This is a genomic window from Mesorhizobium sp. M7A.F.Ca.US.008.03.1.1 (assembly GCF_003997495.1).
Classification (GTDB): domain Bacteria; phylum Pseudomonadota; class Alphaproteobacteria; order Rhizobiales; family Rhizobiaceae; genus Mesorhizobium.
On record NZ_RZRU01000022.1, the window covers coordinates 34,504 to 50,105 of the forward strand.

Below are 15,602 nucleotides of genomic sequence, written 5' to 3' on the forward strand. Positions count from 1 at the left end.
ATGACGACCCGGCTCATTTATTTTGCCTGGGTGCGCGAACGCATCGGCATGCCTGAGGAGGATGTCGACCTGCCTGCCGGCATCGAGACGGTCGCCGATCTCCTGCGCTGGCTGAAATCGCGCGGCGAGGGCTATGAGCACGCGCTGCAATATCCCGATGTGATCCGCGTCGCCATCAACCAGGAGCATGTCGAGCACCGCGAGAAGATCGCGGGCGCCCGCGAAATCGCGCTGTTCCCGCCGATGACCGGGGGCTGATATGACCGGCGCGGTCTTACCTGTCGTGCGCATTCAGCGCCAAGACTTTGACGTCGCCGCCGAGATCGCCAGACTAACGCAAGGCCGCGCCGATATCGGCGCCGTGGTGACCTTTTCAGGCCTTTGCCGCGACGAGCAGGGCGCGCTCTCGGCGCTCGAGCTCGAACATTATCCCGGTATGGCCGAAGCAGAAATCGCCCGCATCGCTGCTGAAGCGGTCGAGCGTTGGCCCTTGCAGGGGCTCACCGCCATCCACCGCCACGGCAAGATCGCGCCCGGCGAGAACATCGTGCTGGTGGTGGCAGCCTCCGCGCACCGCCATGCGGCGTTCGAGGCGGCGAATTTTCTCATGGACTATCTCAAATCGCGCGCGCCCTTCTGGAAGAAGGAGCACCGTGCTGACGGCTCGGAGGGTGGCTGGGTCGAGGCCAAGGACGCCGATGCAACGGCCGCGCAACGCTGGAAAACGCCCGAATAAGATCCGCCGCAGCCATGCATTGACCGCAATCCTTTGGCCAATTGGCGGAATTGGTCAGCCTGGGCATTGGCAGCCCTGGGCGAGGGAGATGGTCATGCTGGACAGGATCGCGGAGTTCTTCGTCTTCGGTTTCGTGCCTCTGGTCGTCGGCATATTGGCCGTGCCTGAGCAGTCTGTCGCCGCCGAAAACGCTATGAGAGGCGAGGTGATCTATCGCGAACGCATCGCCTTGCCGCCCAGTGCCGTGCTCTCCGTGCAACTTGCCGATGTCTCGCTGGCCGATGCGCCGGCCACCATTATCGGCGAGCAGAAAGTGAAGCCGACCGGCCAGGTGCCGATCAGCTTCGAGATCAAATTCGACCCTTCCGTCATCCGGTCGCAGATGACTTACGCGTTGCAAGCCCGCATCACCGTCGACGACAAGCTCCTGTTCATCTCCGATATGCGCCATCAGGTCGATCCGATGACCGACGTGCCGCAGACCATCATGCTGAAGATGGTCACCCCGAGCGCCGAGCCCATGGTTTCCGTCTTTGACCAGCTCTGGCTGGTCGACTATGTCGACGGCATCGGCGTCATCACCGCCCCGCAAGCGACGTTCAGGGTCAGCGAGGCCGGCAAGGCCGGCGGCAGCGGTCCCTGCAACACCTATTTCGCCACCGCCAAGGTCGATGGCCAGGCAATCGCGATCAGCGACATCGGCTCGACCTACAAGGCCTGCGCGCCCGAGGTGATGGCTGAGGAAAAGGCGCTATTCGATGCGCTGGCCAAGGCCGCTTCATACAGCGTCATTGCCGGCAAGCTCGTCATAGCCGACAAGGATGGCCGCGAGATCCTGCGCCTTAGCGCCGCGAGTTAGAGTATTTGGAAAATTTTGAAAGCGGTTTTTCCGCGAAAAGCGCATAGCGTTTTCCCATGGGAATTGCGTCAAAACAAAGAGTTAGAGCGGTTCACTGTTTCCGTGAAACAGTGAACCGCTCCAGCGCGTACTTGGATCGCCACTTTTTCGGGAATAATTCCGGCAAGAGAAGCGTTTCTCTCCCAGACATGGCGGATGGGGCAAAGGGATATTTCCGAATATCCCTTCGTTGAAACCGCCAGACCTGCTGCGGCTCGTTCTGGCTTAACTCAAAGGAGTCCAGAGATGAAAACGTACGCGCTTGTCCTTACTGCCGCAGGCGTATCGCTCCTTGCTCTTACCGGCCTCGCGACGGCGGACGACCATCTGTTCAATGCTCTTCAACATGGTCTCAATGCCGATGGCCATGCCTTCACGACCAACAAGGCCGGTCACAGCGGCGATCTCGCGCCTGGGCAGGGTAGCCCATTCGCAGGTGCCGATACCCAGACACCGTCCACCGACACGGCAGCAGCGAACGCCCATGCGAACGTAAAGGATCGTCAACCGAAGTGACCAGAACCCGCTGCGGGAGGCGGCAAGCCTCTCAAGCCGTCGGTTGTTCGAACACGGCGCCATAGTGATAGGGCGGCACCTCGATCAGGTCGGCGAGCCTTAGCCCACCCGCTTCGGCGGCAGCAACGGTCTGTTCCGGCGACAGCCTCAACTCGGTCCTCGGTCCGCGGGGCTCGCCCTGAACGATCGTTGTTTCGCGCGGACGCTGGTGCCAATTGACGATGGCGAAACGTCCGCCCGGACCGAGTGCCGCCCGCACCGCGCGCGCCAAACGCGGCCGGTCCGGAACGCCGTGAAAGGCGTTGGCCATGAAGATGAAATCGGCGGGTCGAGGCGCCAGCCTTGCAAGCTCATAGGCGTCGCCCTCGATAAAGTTGCAATTCGTCGCGCCGCTTTCAGCCAACCGGCGTCGGGCGGCTTCGACCAGATCGGCGTCGATATCGATGGCGACGACATGGCGCGCCATCCTGGCGATCGGCAGCGTGAACCAGCCGTCGCCACAGCACAGATCGATCACCTCCATGCCTGGCTTGATCCCCGTTGCCGAAACCACGGCGGCAGGGTCTGGCCAAAGCGCCTCCCACCAGTCGCTGTTCGGCATCTCTGTGCCTTGGAAGAAGCCCGGAATGGCGCCGGTCATGCTGCGGTCCGCTCCATTGTCGGCTACATACGCGTCATGTCCCATCCTAGCACATGCAGTTCGCGCGCAGCCTGACCGTTAGGCCATGAAAAAGGCCGACGAAACGCCGGCCTTTTTCATAATCCAAAATCTGGATTGTCGGCTCAGCCGACGATCTCGGTGTCCGAGAACCAGTACTTGATCTCTTCTGCCGCGGTCTCCGGCGCGTCGGAGCCGTGCACGGAGTTTTCTCCGATCGACAGCGCATGAACCTTGCGGATGGTGCCTTCGGCGGCGTTGGCCGGGTTCGTGGCGCCCATCACTTCGCGGTTCCTGGCAATGGCGTTCTCGCCTTCCAGTACCTGGACGACAGTCGGCGCCGACGACATGAATTCAACCAATTCGCCGAAGAAAGGACGGTCCTTGTGGACGGCATAGAAGCCTTCCGCTTCGCGGCGGCTCATCCAGACCCGGCGCGAGGCGATGACGCGCAGGCCTGCCTCTTCCAGCATCCTGGTGATGGCGCCGGTGAGATTGCGCCGGGTTGCGTCCGGCTTGATCATGGAAAATGTGCGTTCGAGCGCCATGGGTCGTCCTTGTCTGAGAATGGAATTGAGAGTGGCGGGCTCTATACAAGCCGCCCGGGCCATTGCCAAGAGGCGAGATCAGACGGCTGCACAGCAACGCTTTGCTTGCTATAGTCGCGTGTCGGGGCCGCGCTGAAGTCGGCTCGCATGGAGACAACACGACCATGGCAGACGATCGTCAGGAACGCATTCGCAACCGCGCGCACCAGCTCTGGCTGCAAGAGGGACAACCGGCTGGCCACCATGAGCGCCATTGGCATCAGGCGGCGGCCGATGTCGAGCAGGAGGACGCCGCGGGCAAGTCGGCAGCCAAAAAGCCGACCAGGAAGGCAGCTGGCGTCGCCAAGGCAAAGGCCGCCCCCAAGGAGGAGGCAAAGGCTGCCACGAAGGCCGGCAAGCCAAAGAAGGCGGCGGCCAAGTAAGCTTTACGGCGTCAAGCTGCTGCGGCCACCTTTCGTCCCAGCTCGCCATGCAGGTCGAGGCAGCGGTCGAACCACTGCGCCACCACGTCGCCGTCGTCGAGCAATTGGTAGGGCGAGGCTATCCGCGCCCACTGCAGCGCGCCGAAGACGATATAGTCGGCAAACAGCGGCGACGCGCCGCCGATGAATGGCTGATAGAAGAGCATCGAGCGCAGTGGCTCCAGTGAGGCTCTGAAATTGCCGAGCCCGGCCTCTCTGGCGGCCATCACCTCCTCCAGCCGCTTGCCAAGACGCTGCTCCCGGTTCTGGCGGAAATAGACGGCGTTTTCCGCGTCCTGCATGGCATGAAGGTCCATGATGGCCGCGGTGGTTACGTAGGGATGAATGGTCACTTGCGACCAGCGTTCGATGAAGCGTGCCATCGCCTTGCCGCCTTCACCGCCAAACAGCGTCGGCCGGTCCGGGTAGGTTTCATCGAGATAGAGCGCGATGGCGAAGGAATCCGCGACGACCGTCTCGCCGTCGCGAATCACCGGGACGGTTTTCGAAACGCCGCCCTCGACAGCGGGCACCTCGAGAAAGCGCGTCGGCACGGTCGATGTGTCGAGCCCCTTGTGGGCGAGCGCCATGGTCGCCTTCCAGCAATGCGGGCTGAACGGCCGTGTGGTGTCGCGTCCGACGAGATCATAGAGCAGAATGGTCATTGGCGGCGGCTCCCTCGCGGGTTAGGTAGGCCCCGCATCGACGCGAGCCGAGGGAAGCCATGAGACAGCATTTCATGATGTTTGCGGCCTATAATCAATGGGCCAATGGCCGCATCTATGATGCCGCCGCCGAACTCGATGATGAGGAATTCAACCGCGATGTTGGCGCCTTCTTCGGCTCGATGATGGGCACGCTCAACCACCTTTTGACTGCCGACCGCATCTGGATGAAGCGCTTCACCGGCGAGGGTGACGCGCCGACGACGCTGGACGCTATTCTGCATCGGGGGTTGACCGGCCTGCGGGCGGCGCGTGAAGCCGAGGACAGGAGGATAATCGATTGGGTCGGCGGCCTCAATGACAAGGCGTTGACGGGCCGCTTCACCTACATGACCGTCTCGGACATGCGCACCGTCTCGCAAAGGCTGGCACCGGCGCTGGACCATGTCTTTAACCACCAGACCCACCATCGCGGCCAGGCGCATACGATCCTGACCATCCTGGGACGGCCAAGCCTGGGGTTGGACCTGATGCTCTTCCAGCGCACCGAGGAGGGCAGGGCTTTCGCCTGATCCCTGCGACGTCTGCGGTTGTTGAGTCCGAGTTGAGGGTCGCGCGGACTATCACCGCATTTTATGCTGCAGCATTGTCTTTACGTCCGGCCACTCGGAATCGATGATGCTGAACCGGACGGAATTGCGCTTCCGGCCGTCCGGCATGATCCGCTCATTGCGAACAATGCCTTCCTGCTTGGCCCCAATTCGCAGAATGGCTGCCCTTGACCAGTCGTTCAGTTCGTCCGTGGTGAATTGCACACGGACACATCCCATGACCTCGAATGCATGGCTAAGGAGAAGATACTTCGCCTCGGTATTGACTCCGGACCGCTGAACCGAGCTGCCGAGCCAGCTATGCCCAATCTCCAGCTTTCTGTTCGCGTGATCGATCTTCCAGAACCGCGTACTTCCGCAGATCAGCCCGGTGCTGCGCATGACGATTGCATAAGGCATGACAGTGCCGGCCTGTCGCCCAGCCAGAGCGTTGGCTACGTATCCATCGATCGTGTCCGGCCCGGGCACCACTGTGGACTTCAGGTTCCACAGCGCACCGTCCGCTGCGGCGCTTAGAAGCGCCGACGAATGGTCCCGCTGAAGCGGCGTGAGTTCAACGGTCTTGCCGACCAAGGTGGGTTGTCTGGATTGCACGTCCATTTCAGGCAGCCGTCGAAGCCTCGCCCCTGATTTCGCTGTCCAGCTGGCACTGCGTCAGAGCCGCTTCCGCCATCACCCATTGCTTGAACAACTGGACCTTGCGTGCGGCAAGGCCTTTCTGCGGAGAGACAAAATACCAACCAGCCGTGTTCGGATGATGGACGGCGAAGGGAGCCACCAGCCTTTCGGCGCGGATGTCGCTGGCCATATAGGCACGGTTGGCCACCGCAAAACCCATCCCGGAATTGGCTGCCTCGTAGGACATCATGCACGAGTCGAAATAGATGCTCTTGGTCTCGCTGAGCACGAAGCTGGCGCCGGCGAAACCAAGCCAGGATTGCCAATTCTGGGTGCAGGTGTCGGAATGCAGCAGGGTGAAGTGCTTGAGGTCGTCCGGTGTCATCTTCGACAGCCGCTTATCGCCGAGGACTTCGTGGAACAGTTTGCGGCTGCACACCGGTGTCAGGTCTTCGCGAAACAGCAGATCGGATTGCAGCCCGTGAAAGTGACCGTCGCCATAACGGATTTCGAGATCGAACTCCGAGGCCGTGAACTCATGCGTCGCGTAGGAGGTCGAGACCCGCATCACGATATCGGGATATTGCTGCTGGAACAGCGGCAGGCGCGGAAACAGCCAGCGTGCCGCAAAGGTCGGCAGCACCGATATTTTTAGCACATGCTCCTGCGATTGCCCGGTCGCTTCCATGCTGGCGGCGACGATTCGCTCCAGCGCCTCGCGAACGCGCGAGACATAGGTCTCGCCCTCCGGCGTCAACGACACCGCATTGCCGCCGCGCTGGAAAATCTTGAAGCGCAGCTGATCCTCAAGGCTTTTCACGCGCTGGCTGACCGCTGAAGCGGTAATAAACTGTTCTTCGCCGGCACGCGTGAAATTACCGTGCCTTGCAGCACTTTCCACGATTTTAAGCGAATTGAGGTTGACCTGACTGAGCAGACGCACGGTTTCGACCTTAAGCTTGGCTTACACTAGCACCAGCATTCCTAATTTTACAGGGGTGGGTGAATTAATCGACTGTTTACCAAGTGTTGCCCCCATCCTGGAGAAGTACAATGAACGCCCATACCATTCCCGAACTGCGTTATGCGATGAGCCGCGAAGCCATTATCGGCCATGAAACCGCCTGGAAAGTGTCGAGTTTCGGTGTCGCGCAATATCTGCACGGCTATGACCCGGCACTGCTTGCCGCGATCGAGGAGGCTGCCCTGAAGCTCAAGGCCAGCCATGCCGTGCACAAGCACCTCGATCTGACCTTCATCACCGGGGCCGACCGTTTCATCCCCGAGATCAAGGAATTGCTTCATGACAAGCTGCGCCTGGAGCGCCTGTCCGACATGATGGGCACCAAGCTGGAGCCCTATCCGCTGTCGATCGTCGGTTCGACGGTCACCTTCATGAATCCCAAGGACGGCGCCGTGGAGTGGCATTGCGATGGCGTTCCGGTCACCGAGCTCATTCCGCTGTCGATCAGCAATCCGCTGGTCGGCGGCCACCTCGAAATCTACTGCGACGACTCCGAAACCGGCCGCGCCATCCTCGAAGCCGGCCGCGCGATCCCGCGCAACAGTGTCATGCGCATCGATCACAAGATGAACTACGCGACGCTCGGGCAATTCCTGGGCGTCCTGCATCGCACCGCGCCGATCCGGTTCGGCGAGCGCGTCACGCTGGTGCTCAACCAGCGCTCGGTGGCCAAACCCTATGTAGACGACAACAGAATGTTCTATCTCGCCGCCGACAACGACCACGACCGTGAGTGGGTCAGCGAACTGGCCGAAGATGTCTGGACCAACCAGTTGCCGGCCTATCGCCGGTTCGAGGCAGAGCATCCCGTGCCCGCCCCCGTCGATGCGCCGGCTCCGGGCGGAGCCAGGGAATCATGGTAATGAACCATGATCCCGAAAAGTCGGAACCGGGTTTCGGACAGGATCATGGTCGAACAACAAAATAGAATCCCATGCCGATTGTTTCGGCAGGGATCCGGCTCGATATCCGCGTTGGTCTTCGCTGCCGGTGCGGTGGCGTTGTGGTCCACCAATGCGCTGGTCGGCAAATCCCTGCTGGCCAGCCACCCGGTGGCGCAGGTCCAGTTCCTGCAATTTGCAGGCGCCGCACTCGTCTTCGCCGTTATCCGATTGATGAGCCGGGAAAGAGTAGCACCGGTCACGGCCGGGGCGGCGCTCATCTCTCTCGCGGTCGGCTTCATCGGTCTGGTCGGCACCATGGTGCTGCAATACATCGCCTTCGCTTCGATGCCGGTGATCGAGGCCAATCTGGTGGCCTACACCTGGCCCTTGATGGTCGCGGCGGCAGTCATTGCCTTGGAAAATCCGCGGCGTCCGGCAGTGTTGGGTCTCGCCGCGGTGGTAGGTTTCATCGGCGTCGCACTGGTGATTTCGGGAGGGCGCAATCAATCCTGGTTCGAGGGCGATCTGGTCGGCTATCTCGCCGCATTCGGGTCGGCGCTGTGCATGGCCTTTTATTCGATCATGGTGGGACGGGTCGCCACCCCAGCGGATCGCCTGTTGCTGCCATCGTCTTTGATCGGCGTCGCTTTGACGTTTCTGTGGTGCGCTCGCGACGGTTTCGCCTGGCCCGTCGGCGCGGACCTGGCTCTCGGCCTTTATCTCGGCGTCGGTCCGATGGGCCTGGGCTACTATTTCTGGTCGCGCGCCTTGAAGCTTGAAGGCAGCGGCAGGGTCGCGGTGGTCGCCTATCTCACGCCGATCGCCTCGACCCTGCTTTTGACCTTGTCCGGCGAACGGCTGACGGTGACGGCCATTGTCGGAGCCATCCTCGTCATCGGCAGTTGTGTCGCGGTCGGTGTGGAACGTTCGGAGGCCGAAGACCATGTTTGACGAGAATGAGCGTCTGGCCATTCAGGAAGCGCGTTGGCTGATCGACGAATGCGGCGCCGAGGCACCGCTTTACGCCGCGATGAGGGCCGAAAAGGCGATAGAACAAAAGGATTTCGCGCGTTGCGCCCGCTGGAAGCGTATTCTGGAGATATTGGACGAAAGTCCTGCCGCGAAGTCTGCTGGTTCCAAGTATTAGATTTTCTAATTTGCACGGCGTCGATTTCGCATGAATGCTATTTTTGCCGATTCTTGATTCTTTTATGAGGCTTGGCGGTCCGTTGGGGGACGCGGTTAAAGAGATACATCGACACAAGTCTTCGCTGGGGTGGATGATTTTGTCGCAAATAAGGTGAAAGAATTGTCAAATATCGATGATAAGACCGTTATCGAGCTGACGGCCGATATTGTCTCGGCCTATGTAGGCAACAATCCTCTTCCGGCTTCCGGCCTGCCTGAGTTGATTGCCAGCGTCAGTGCTTCGGTTCGCAAGCTCGCTGGTGCAGTTGTCGCGGAAACTCCAAACCTGGTTCCGGCAGTCAATCCGAAGAAGTCGGTGTTTCCCGACTACATCATCTGCCTGGAGGACGGAAAGAAGTTCAAGTCGCTCAAGCGGCATCTGCGGACCGACTACGGCCTGAGCCCGGACGACTATCGGGCCAAATGGGGCTTGCCGCCGGACTATCCGATGGTTGCGCCAAACTACTCGGCGACGCGATCGGCGCTGGCAAAGTCGACGGGACTTGGCCGCAAGCCGGCAGCAGCGCCGGCCGCTGTCGCCAAGGCAACGAAGCGCAAGGCGACTGCCTGAGAACAGGCAAGCCACTGTTCGGCTGCTTTGACGGTGTCCTCGCGGGCGTCGTTTCGAGGCCTTGTGCGGCCAACTGGCCCGCAAGGCCTTGCGAAGCGTTGATGTCCGGTGCAAAAGCGCGGCCATGCTGATCATCAACGACCTATCGCTCCGCATGGCCGGACGCCTGCTTCTCGACCATGCCTCGCTGACCTTGCCGGCTGGCACCAAAGCGGGCCTTGTCGGCCGCAACGGTACCGGCAAGACGACGCTGTTCAAGGCCATCACCGGCGATTTCCCATCCGAGACAGGATCGATCAGCCTGCCGAAGAGCACCCGCATCGGCCAGGTGGCGCAGGAAGCACCAGGCACCGAGGATCCGCTGATCGAGATCGTGCTCAAGGCCGATCTCGAACGCACGGCGTTGCTCGAAGAGGAAAAGACGGCGACCGATCCGCACCGCATCGCAGATATCCATATGCGGCTGGCCGATATTGACGCGCACTCAGCCGAATCCCGCGCCGCCACCATTCTCGCCGGCCTTGGCTTCGATGACGCCGCTCAGAGGCGCCCGGCCTCGTCCTTCTCCGGTGGTTGGCGCATGCGCGTGGCGCTCGCCGCGGTGCTGTTTGCCGAGCCCGACCTTCTGCTGCTCGACGAGCCGACCAACTATCTCGATCTCGAAGGCACGCTGTGGCTGGAAAACTATGTATCGAAATACCCGCACACAGTGCTTTTGATCTCGCACGATCGCGACCTGCTCAACCGCGCCGTCAACTCGATCGTTCACCTCGACCAGAAGAAGCTGACCTTCTGGCGCGGCGGCTACGACCAGTTCGAGCGTCAATATACCGAGCAGAAGGAATTGCAGGAGAAGGGCCGGGTCAAGCAGGAAGCCGCCCGCAAGCATATGGAATCCTTCGTCGAACGCTTCCGTGCCAAGGCCTCCAAGGCGAGACAGGCACAGTCGCGCATCAAGGCGCTGGAAAAGATGAAGCCGATCGCGGCCTTGGTGAACGATTCGGTGCGGCCGTTCTCCTTCCCCGAGCCGGTGAAGACGGTGGCCTCGCCGATCGTTGCGCTGAACAACGTCAATGTCGGCTACACCGAGGGCCAGCCGATCCTGAAGAAGATGACGCTGCGCATCGACGCCGACGACCGCATCGCGCTGCTCGGCGCCAACGGCAACGGCAAGTCGACCTTCGCCAAATTGCTGTCCGGCCGGCTGAAGCAGGAGAGCGGCACCATGACGGTGGCGCCCGGGTTGAAGGTGGCGATCTTCGCCCAGCATCAGCTCGACGATCTCCGACCGGACGAAAACGCCTACGAGCATGTCCGCCGGATGATGCCGGAGGCCCCGGAATCGAAGGTCCGCGGCCGCGTCGCCCAATTCGGCCTCACCACCGAGAAGATGAACACCGCCGCCAAGGACCTGTCGGGCGGCGAGAAGGCGCGGCTGTTGATGGGTCTGTCGGCCTTCGAGGGCCCAAACCTGTTCATCCTCGACGAACCGACCAACCACCTCGACATCGACAGCCGCGAATCGCTGATCCATGCGCTGAACGAATTCCCTGGCGCCGTCATCCTGATCTCGCATGATCGCCATCTGCTGGAGGCGACCGCCGACCGGCTGTGGCTGGTCAAGGACGGCGCGGTCAATCCGTATGATGGCGATCTGGAAGACTACAAGACGCTGGTCACCGGCGTGTCCGGCGACCGCCGCGGCAAGCGCGAGGCGGACAAGGCGTCAAAGGCCGATCGCCGCCGCGATGCAGCGGCACGCCGCGCCGCCTTCGAGCCGCTCGCCAAGGAAATCCGCGCCACCGAAGCGCTGATGGACCGCATCCGCAAGCGCATCGACGGCATCGAGGACGAACTGTCCAATCCGGCGGTGTACGAGAAGGATCCCTCGACGGCGACACGGCTGGCCAAGGAGCGCTCGCAACTGGCCCAGACGCTGGCCGGCCACGAGGAAAAGTGGCTGTCCATGTCGGCAGAGTATGAGGAAGGCACGGCGGAGTGATTTACCCTCCCCCTTGTGGGGAGGGTCGATCCGCGAAGCGGAGCGGGTGGGGGCAGCGCGGCAGTTCACCCCACTCCGGCGCTGCGCGCCGACCCTCCCCGTCAAGGGGAGGGTGAACCACTGCCGCGCCATATCAGGTGGATAAGACATCTCCCAAAGGCAGCTTGTGGGCAAATCTGGCCCTACACGCTACGTCTGGAACCGGCTAACCTCAATTCATGAACCAGCACGCCAAGCTCCGCATCGGCCATTCGGCCTGTCCGCATGATTGTCCTTCGACCTGCGCGCTCGAAGTCGAACTGCTCGACGGCAACCGCATCGGCCGCGTCCACGGCGCCAAGTCCAACAGCTACACGGCCGGCGTCGTCTGCGCCAAGGTCGCGCGTTACGCCGACCGCGTCCATCATCCCGACCGTTTGCTGAAGCCGCTGATCCGCGCCGGTGCCAAGGGTGGCGGCGCCTGGAAGGAAGCAAGCTGGGAGGCCGCGCTCGACCTCGTCGCCGAGAAGTTCATTGCGGCCGAGGAGAGATACGGCTCGGAGACGGTCTGGCCCTACTACTATGCCGGCACGATGGGGCTGGTGCAGCGCGACGGCATCGACCGGCTGCGCCACGCGAAAAAGTATTCCGGCTTCTTCGGTTCGATCTGCACCAATCTGGCCTGGACCGGCTGGATGATGGGGACGGGCGCCCTGCGCGGGCCGGACCCGCGCGAGATGGCGAAATCCGATTGCGTGGTGATCTGGGGCACCAATGCGGTGGTCACGCAGGTCAACGTCATGACCCACGCCATCAAGGCGCGCAAGGAGCGCGGCGCCAAGATCGTCGTCATCGACGTCTACGAAAACGCGACGATGAAGCAGGCCGATCTCGGCCTAGTGCTGAGACCGGGTACCGACGGCGCGCTGGCCTGCGCGGTCATGCATGTGCTGTTCAGGGAAGGCATGGCCGACCGCGCCTATCTCGAAAAATACACCGACGATCCGAAGGGACTGGAAGCACATCTCGTGACACGCACGCCGGATTGGGCGGCTGATATCACCGGCCTGACGGCCGCCGAGATCGAGGCCTTCGCCCGGCTCGTCGGCACAACCAGAAAGACCTATTTCCGGCTCGGCTATGGTTTCGCGCGCCAGCGCAATGGCGCCGTCAACATGCATGCCGCATCTTGCATCGCGGCTGTCACCGGCAGCTGGCAATATGAGGGCGGCGGAGCCTTCCATTCCAACTCCGGCATCTTCAAGCTCAACCAGGATGTGCTGGAAGGCACCAAGATGCGCGATCCCTCGATCCGCTATCTCGACCATTCGCGCATCGGCCCGGTGCTGATGGGAGCCAGCGACGCGCTCTATGGCGGCCCGCCGGTGACGGCGATGCTGATCCAGAACACCAATCCGGTAAATGTCGCGCCGGAGCAGCGGCTGGTGCGCCAAGGCTTCCTGCGCGACGACCTGTTTACCTGCGTGCACGAGCAGTTCATGACCGACACGGCCAAGCTTGCCGATGTCGTGCTGCCGGCGACGATGTTCCTGGAACATGACGACGTCTACAAGGGCGGCGGCAACCAGCACATCACGCTCGGTCCCAAGCTGATCGAGCCGCCGGAAGGGCCGCGCACCAACCATTTCGTCATCGAGCAATTGGCCGGGCGCCTCGGTGTCGCCGACCGTCCGGGCTTCGGCCTGACCGAGCAGCAGCATATCGACATCATCCTGGGCAAACGCGGGCTGGGCAGCTTCGACAGCTTGAAGGAAGACAAGTGGGTCGACCTGCAGCCGGATTTCGAGGCCGCGCACTTCATCAACGGCTTTGGCCATGCGGACGGCAAATTCCGCTTCCGCGCCGACTGGACCGGGCAGGCGGCGCCCAACCGGCCGCCGAAAAGCATGGGCCTGTTCGGCCCGGTGGCGCGGTTGCCGGAATTTCCCGACCATGTCGACCTGATCGAGGTTGCCGACGAGGCGCATCCGTTCCGGCTGACGACGTCGCCGGCGCGCAATTTTCTCAACTCGACTTTTTCGGAAACACCGGTGTCCAAGGCCAGGGAAGGCCGCCCGGAACTCCTGCTGCACCCCGACGATGCCGTGGCCCTTGGGCTGGCCGACGGCGACCGTGTGGAGGTCGGCAACACCCGCGGCGAAGTCGTGCTGCACGCGAAGCTGTTTGACGGCCTCAAGCGCGGCGTCGTCATCGCCGAAGGCATCTGGCCAAACAGCGCCCATGAGCGCGGCGAAGGCATCAACGTTCTGACCGGCGCCGATGCGCCGGCGCCCTATGGCGGCGCTGCCTTCCACGACAACAAGGTCTGGCTGCGCGCGGCAGGCTAAGGCTGGCGAGAATCCAATCTCGCTAAATCACACCGGCAGTGTTTCTGCAGCTTTCTTTCGGTTTCGCCGCAGGCGGATGTCGTCGGCGATCTGCTCTGCCTCGATCGAGATTTCACGCAGCAATCCGGTGACCGGATTGTGAAAGCCAATCAGATAAAGACCGAGGTCCGAAGCCCTCGCATTGACGCCGCTGCCGCCTGGCTGGACGCCGGGCTCCAGCAATTTGGCGTAGCCCGGCCGGAAGCCTGTGGCGAAGATGATCGCATCGAACTCGCCATGCTTGCCGTCGACAAAACGGGTGCCTCGTTCGGTGATCTCGGCAATATCGGGTGCGACCTTGATCGCACCTTCGCGGATCTTGCCGACCGTGCCGATATCGATCGTCGGGATGCGCGACGAGAGCGCGATCTGCTGCAGCATTCCTTGCTGCGGCCGCCTGAGCCCGTACTTCCCCAGCCTGCCCAAGGCCAGATCGAGGATGATGGGGAACAAGGCATCGTTGATGCGTTGCGGCATCAGGCGAGCCGCCATGCCGATCATCTGGATGGGCACGCCGAGCAACTCGCGCGGCACGATATGAACGCCGCCGCGCACCGAAATCGTCGGTCGCGCACCGCCTTCCACCAGATCGAGCGCAATCTCGGCCCCGGTGTTGCCCATGCCAACGATCAGCACCGACTGGCCGGCAAAAGGCACGGCGTTGCGATAGTCGGCGCTATGCAGGCTTTTGCCCTTGAAGGCATCGGCGCCGGCAAATCCCGGCATCAGCGGCTCTGCGTTGTTGCCAGACGCAATCACGACGTTTGAAGCGTGCAGGGGGCCTGTTGTCGTGTCCACGAGCCAGCTTCTGCTTTGCCGGGTCACCGCCCGCACCGTTTCCCCAAATCGGGGCCGCAGATCGAAACGTTGCGCATAAGCATCGAGATAGTCGGCGAAGAGATCGCGCGGCACATAGCGCGGATAGTCCCTGGGAAAGGGTGCGAAGGGCAGCGAGGAATAGCGTTTGGTCGTGTGCAAATGGACGCGCTCGTAGTGGCGTCGCCAGGCGGGTGCGGCCTGCTGCTCTTTTTCGAGCAGGACGAAATCCTGCCCTGCCTGCCGCAGGCACGCGGCAATGGCCAGGCCCGCCGGCCCGGCACCGATGATCGCAACTGGTGTGGTGTCGTCCAAGCGCGCCTCCGCCGACAAACTCGCTTCCGGAGAATGGCAAAAACATGGCAGCCGGAGCCTGTCATGCCTGCAGAGCTCAGCCGGGCAAGGGCACCGTCAGTCCGACCTTGACCCGGTCCATGGCAACAAACGTTCGGAACTTGCGGACATTGTTGCTGTCGAAAAACAGTTTTCGCGTCAGCGCCTCATAGGCGCCCATGTCGGCCACGGTGATGACCAGAATGAAATCGGCCTCGCCGGTGACATAGTAGCATTGCTGGATTTCAGGGGTCGCCGAGAATTGCCGCTTGGCCGCGTCGATCAGTTCGGCGCGTTCACTCTCGAGTTCCACCTCGACGAAGATGGTGATCGGCTGGCCGACCGCTGCCGGCTCGATGATCGCGACATTGCCGGCGATGACGCCGTTCTGCTCCATGCGCTTGATGCGGCGCTGCACCGCCGGCGCCGACAGGTTCACCGCCTCGCCGATCAGCCGCTGCGGCGTGGTGTTGTCGCGCTGCAGGATGGCAAGAATGGCGAGATCGAAACCGTCGAGCGAGGGTGGCGATGGAGGCAATGGAGATATCCCTGGCGAAACAAACTTGCATTTGGGAGGCCATATTACAGCGCTCCTTGCGCCAATCCTGCAATATATTCTCGCTGAATGTCAGAGCATGATGACGAAAAGTGTGAAGCGGTTTTCGGACGACATCATGCTCTCTATCTCTTTGATTTAGAGACGGATT

At 61.9% G+C, this 15,602-nt stretch carries 19 protein-coding genes; 12 read left to right on the top strand and 7 right to left on the bottom strand.

The genetic code is table 11. From position 1 onward, the window contains the following. The 4 genes from moaD to EOA16_RS25370 all read left to right on the top strand — a co-directional run bounded on the left by moaD (window position 1) and on the right by EOA16_RS25370 (window position 2,150). On the top strand, window positions 1-258 hold the full coding sequence (moaD, locus tag EOA16_RS25355) for a molybdopterin converting factor subunit 1 (RefSeq protein ID WP_013532479.1): 258 nt from the start codon (window positions 1-3) through the stop codon (window positions 256-258). A 1-nt stretch (window position 259) separates the two neighbouring features. Beyond that, window positions 260-736: a molybdenum cofactor biosynthesis protein MoaE gene (locus EOA16_RS25360; protein ID WP_127260647.1), complete on the top strand. Its 477-nt coding sequence runs from the start codon at window positions 260-262 to the stop codon at window positions 734-736. 94 nt (window positions 737-830) lie between these two features. Continuing rightward, on the top strand, window positions 831-1,595 hold the full coding sequence (locus EOA16_RS25365) for a YbaY family lipoprotein (RefSeq protein WP_127260648.1): 765 nt from the start codon (window positions 831-833) through the stop codon (window positions 1,593-1,595). A gap of 285 nt (window positions 1,596-1,880) precedes the next feature. Beyond that, entirely contained in the window at window positions 1,881-2,150 is a 270-nt protein-coding gene (locus EOA16_RS25370; RefSeq protein WP_127260649.1) for a hypothetical protein, read from the top strand. A gap of 31 nt (window positions 2,151-2,181) precedes the next feature. On the opposite strand, the gene EOA16_RS25375 is transcribed toward EOA16_RS25370, so the two are convergent. Both EOA16_RS25375 and ndk read right to left on the bottom strand, forming a co-directional pair. Continuing rightward, complete coding sequence (locus EOA16_RS25375; RefSeq protein WP_127260650.1) at window positions 2,182-2,790, bottom strand: class I SAM-dependent methyltransferase; 609 nt, start codon at window positions 2,788-2,790, stop codon at window positions 2,182-2,184. A 143-nt stretch (window positions 2,791-2,933) separates the two neighbouring features. Then, window positions 2,934-3,356, bottom strand: a complete 423-nt coding sequence (gene ndk / locus EOA16_RS25380; protein WP_013532476.1) for a nucleoside-diphosphate kinase — start codon at window positions 3,354-3,356, stop codon at window positions 2,934-2,936. A 164-nt stretch (window positions 3,357-3,520) separates the two neighbouring features. On the opposite strand from ndk, the gene EOA16_RS25385 reads away from it, so the two are divergent. Further along, window positions 3,521-3,778 (top strand): DUF2934 domain-containing protein, encoded by a 258-nt coding sequence (locus EOA16_RS25385; RefSeq protein ID WP_127260651.1) that lies wholly within the window; start codon window positions 3,521-3,523, stop codon window positions 3,776-3,778. A gap of 11 nt (window positions 3,779-3,789) precedes the next feature. On the opposite strand, the gene EOA16_RS25390 is transcribed toward EOA16_RS25385, so the two are convergent. Continuing rightward, on the bottom strand, window positions 3,790-4,482 hold the full coding sequence (locus EOA16_RS25390; RefSeq protein WP_127260652.1) for a glutathione S-transferase family protein: 693 nt from the start codon (window positions 4,480-4,482) through the stop codon (window positions 3,790-3,792). 59 nt (window positions 4,483-4,541) lie between these two features. Between EOA16_RS25390 and EOA16_RS25395 the strand changes: the two genes are divergently transcribed. Beyond that, the gene (locus EOA16_RS25395) at window positions 4,542-5,054 is read left to right on the top strand and encodes a DinB family protein (protein ID WP_013532473.1); all 513 of its coding nucleotides are present in this window, start codon (window positions 4,542-4,544) and stop codon (window positions 5,052-5,054) included. Window positions 5,055-5,105: 51 nt separating this feature from the next. Here EOA16_RS25395 and EOA16_RS25400 read toward each other — a convergent pair whose 3' ends face one another. Continuing rightward, window positions 5,106-5,693, bottom strand: coding sequence for a GNAT family protein (locus EOA16_RS25400; RefSeq protein WP_206517366.1), 588 nt, complete (start codon window positions 5,691-5,693; stop codon window positions 5,106-5,108). Between the two features lies 1 nt (window position 5,694). After that, a complete protein-coding gene (locus tag EOA16_RS25405; RefSeq protein WP_127260654.1) occupies window positions 5,695-6,654 on the bottom strand; it encodes a LysR substrate-binding domain-containing protein in 960 nt (319 codons plus the stop codon). A 110-nt stretch (window positions 6,655-6,764) separates the two neighbouring features. Between EOA16_RS25405 and EOA16_RS32755 the strand changes: the two genes are divergently transcribed. The 6 genes from EOA16_RS32755 to EOA16_RS25440 all read left to right on the top strand — a co-directional run bounded on the left by EOA16_RS32755 (window position 6,765) and on the right by EOA16_RS25440 (window position 13,707). Further along, window positions 6,765-7,598 (top strand): hypothetical protein, encoded by an 834-nt coding sequence (locus EOA16_RS32755; RefSeq protein WP_164754385.1) that lies wholly within the window; start codon window positions 6,765-6,767, stop codon window positions 7,596-7,598. 45 nt (window positions 7,599-7,643) lie between these two features. Further along, window positions 7,644-8,570: a DMT family transporter gene (locus EOA16_RS25420; protein WP_127260655.1), complete on the top strand. Its 927-nt coding sequence runs from the start codon at window positions 7,644-7,646 to the stop codon at window positions 8,568-8,570. Then, entirely contained in the window at window positions 8,563-8,766 is a 204-nt protein-coding gene (locus EOA16_RS25425; protein ID WP_127260656.1) for a hypothetical protein, read from the top strand. The genes EOA16_RS25420 and EOA16_RS25425 overlap by 8 nt, the downstream gene beginning before the upstream one ends. A gap of 162 nt (window positions 8,767-8,928) precedes the next feature. Then, window positions 8,929-9,378 (top strand): MucR family transcriptional regulator, encoded by a 450-nt coding sequence (locus EOA16_RS25430; RefSeq protein WP_013532467.1) that lies wholly within the window; start codon window positions 8,929-8,931, stop codon window positions 9,376-9,378. 124 nt (window positions 9,379-9,502) lie between these two features. Then, on the top strand, window positions 9,503-11,380 hold the full coding sequence (locus tag EOA16_RS25435) for an ABC-F family ATP-binding cassette domain-containing protein (RefSeq protein ID WP_127260657.1): 1,878 nt from the start codon (window positions 9,503-9,505) through the stop codon (window positions 11,378-11,380). Window positions 11,381-11,598: 218 nt separating this feature from the next. Beyond that, window positions 11,599-13,707 (top strand): molybdopterin oxidoreductase family protein, encoded by a 2,109-nt coding sequence (locus tag EOA16_RS25440; RefSeq protein WP_127260658.1) that lies wholly within the window; start codon window positions 11,599-11,601, stop codon window positions 13,705-13,707. A gap of 27 nt (window positions 13,708-13,734) precedes the next feature. On the opposite strand, the gene EOA16_RS25445 is transcribed toward EOA16_RS25440, so the two are convergent. Together EOA16_RS25445 and EOA16_RS25450 are read right to left on the bottom strand one after the other, a co-directional pair. Continuing rightward, complete coding sequence (locus EOA16_RS25445; protein ID WP_127260659.1) at window positions 13,735-14,877, bottom strand: NAD(P)/FAD-dependent oxidoreductase; 1,143 nt, start codon at window positions 14,875-14,877, stop codon at window positions 13,735-13,737. Window positions 14,878-14,953: 76 nt separating this feature from the next. After that, window positions 14,954-15,433, bottom strand: a complete 480-nt coding sequence (locus tag EOA16_RS25450) for an Lrp/AsnC family transcriptional regulator (RefSeq protein ID WP_127260660.1) — start codon at window positions 15,431-15,433, stop codon at window positions 14,954-14,956. Between the last annotated feature and the right edge of the window lie 169 nt (window positions 15,434-15,602).

Coding starts and splice junctions, on each gene's coding strand:
- moaD (WP_013532479.1), top strand. CDS start 1: ATGACGACCCGGCTCATTTATTTTGCCTGGGTGCGCGAACGCATCGGC.
- EOA16_RS25360 (WP_127260647.1), top strand. CDS start 260: ATGACCGGCGCGGTCTTACCTGTCGTGCGCATTCAGCGCCAAGACTTT.
- EOA16_RS25365 (WP_127260648.1), top strand. CDS start 831: ATGCTGGACAGGATCGCGGAGTTCTTCGTCTTCGGTTTCGTGCCTCTG.
- EOA16_RS25370 (WP_127260649.1), top strand. CDS start 1,881: ATGAAAACGTACGCGCTTGTCCTTACTGCCGCAGGCGTATCGCTCCTT.
- EOA16_RS25375 (WP_127260650.1), bottom strand. CDS start 2,790: ATGACCGGCGCCATTCCGGGCTTCTTCCAAGGCACAGAGATGCCGAAC.
- ndk (WP_013532476.1), bottom strand. CDS start 3,356: ATGGCGCTCGAACGCACATTTTCCATGATCAAGCCGGACGCAACCCGG.
- EOA16_RS25385 (WP_127260651.1), top strand. CDS start 3,521: ATGGCAGACGATCGTCAGGAACGCATTCGCAACCGCGCGCACCAGCTC.
- EOA16_RS25390 (WP_127260652.1), bottom strand. CDS start 4,482: ATGACCATTCTGCTCTATGATCTCGTCGGACGCGACACCACACGGCCG.
- EOA16_RS25395 (WP_013532473.1), top strand. CDS start 4,542: ATGAGACAGCATTTCATGATGTTTGCGGCCTATAATCAATGGGCCAAT.
- EOA16_RS25400 (WP_206517366.1), bottom strand. CDS start 5,693: ATGGACGTGCAATCCAGACAACCCACCTTGGTCGGCAAGACCGTTGAA.
- EOA16_RS32755 (WP_164754385.1), top strand. CDS start 6,765: ATGAACGCCCATACCATTCCCGAACTGCGTTATGCGATGAGCCGCGAA.
- EOA16_RS25420 (WP_127260655.1), top strand. CDS start 7,644: ATGGTCGAACAACAAAATAGAATCCCATGCCGATTGTTTCGGCAGGGA.
- EOA16_RS25425 (WP_127260656.1), top strand. CDS start 8,563: ATGTTTGACGAGAATGAGCGTCTGGCCATTCAGGAAGCGCGTTGGCTG.
- EOA16_RS25435 (WP_127260657.1), top strand. CDS start 9,503: ATGCTGATCATCAACGACCTATCGCTCCGCATGGCCGGACGCCTGCTT.
- EOA16_RS25440 (WP_127260658.1), top strand. CDS start 11,599: ATGAACCAGCACGCCAAGCTCCGCATCGGCCATTCGGCCTGTCCGCAT.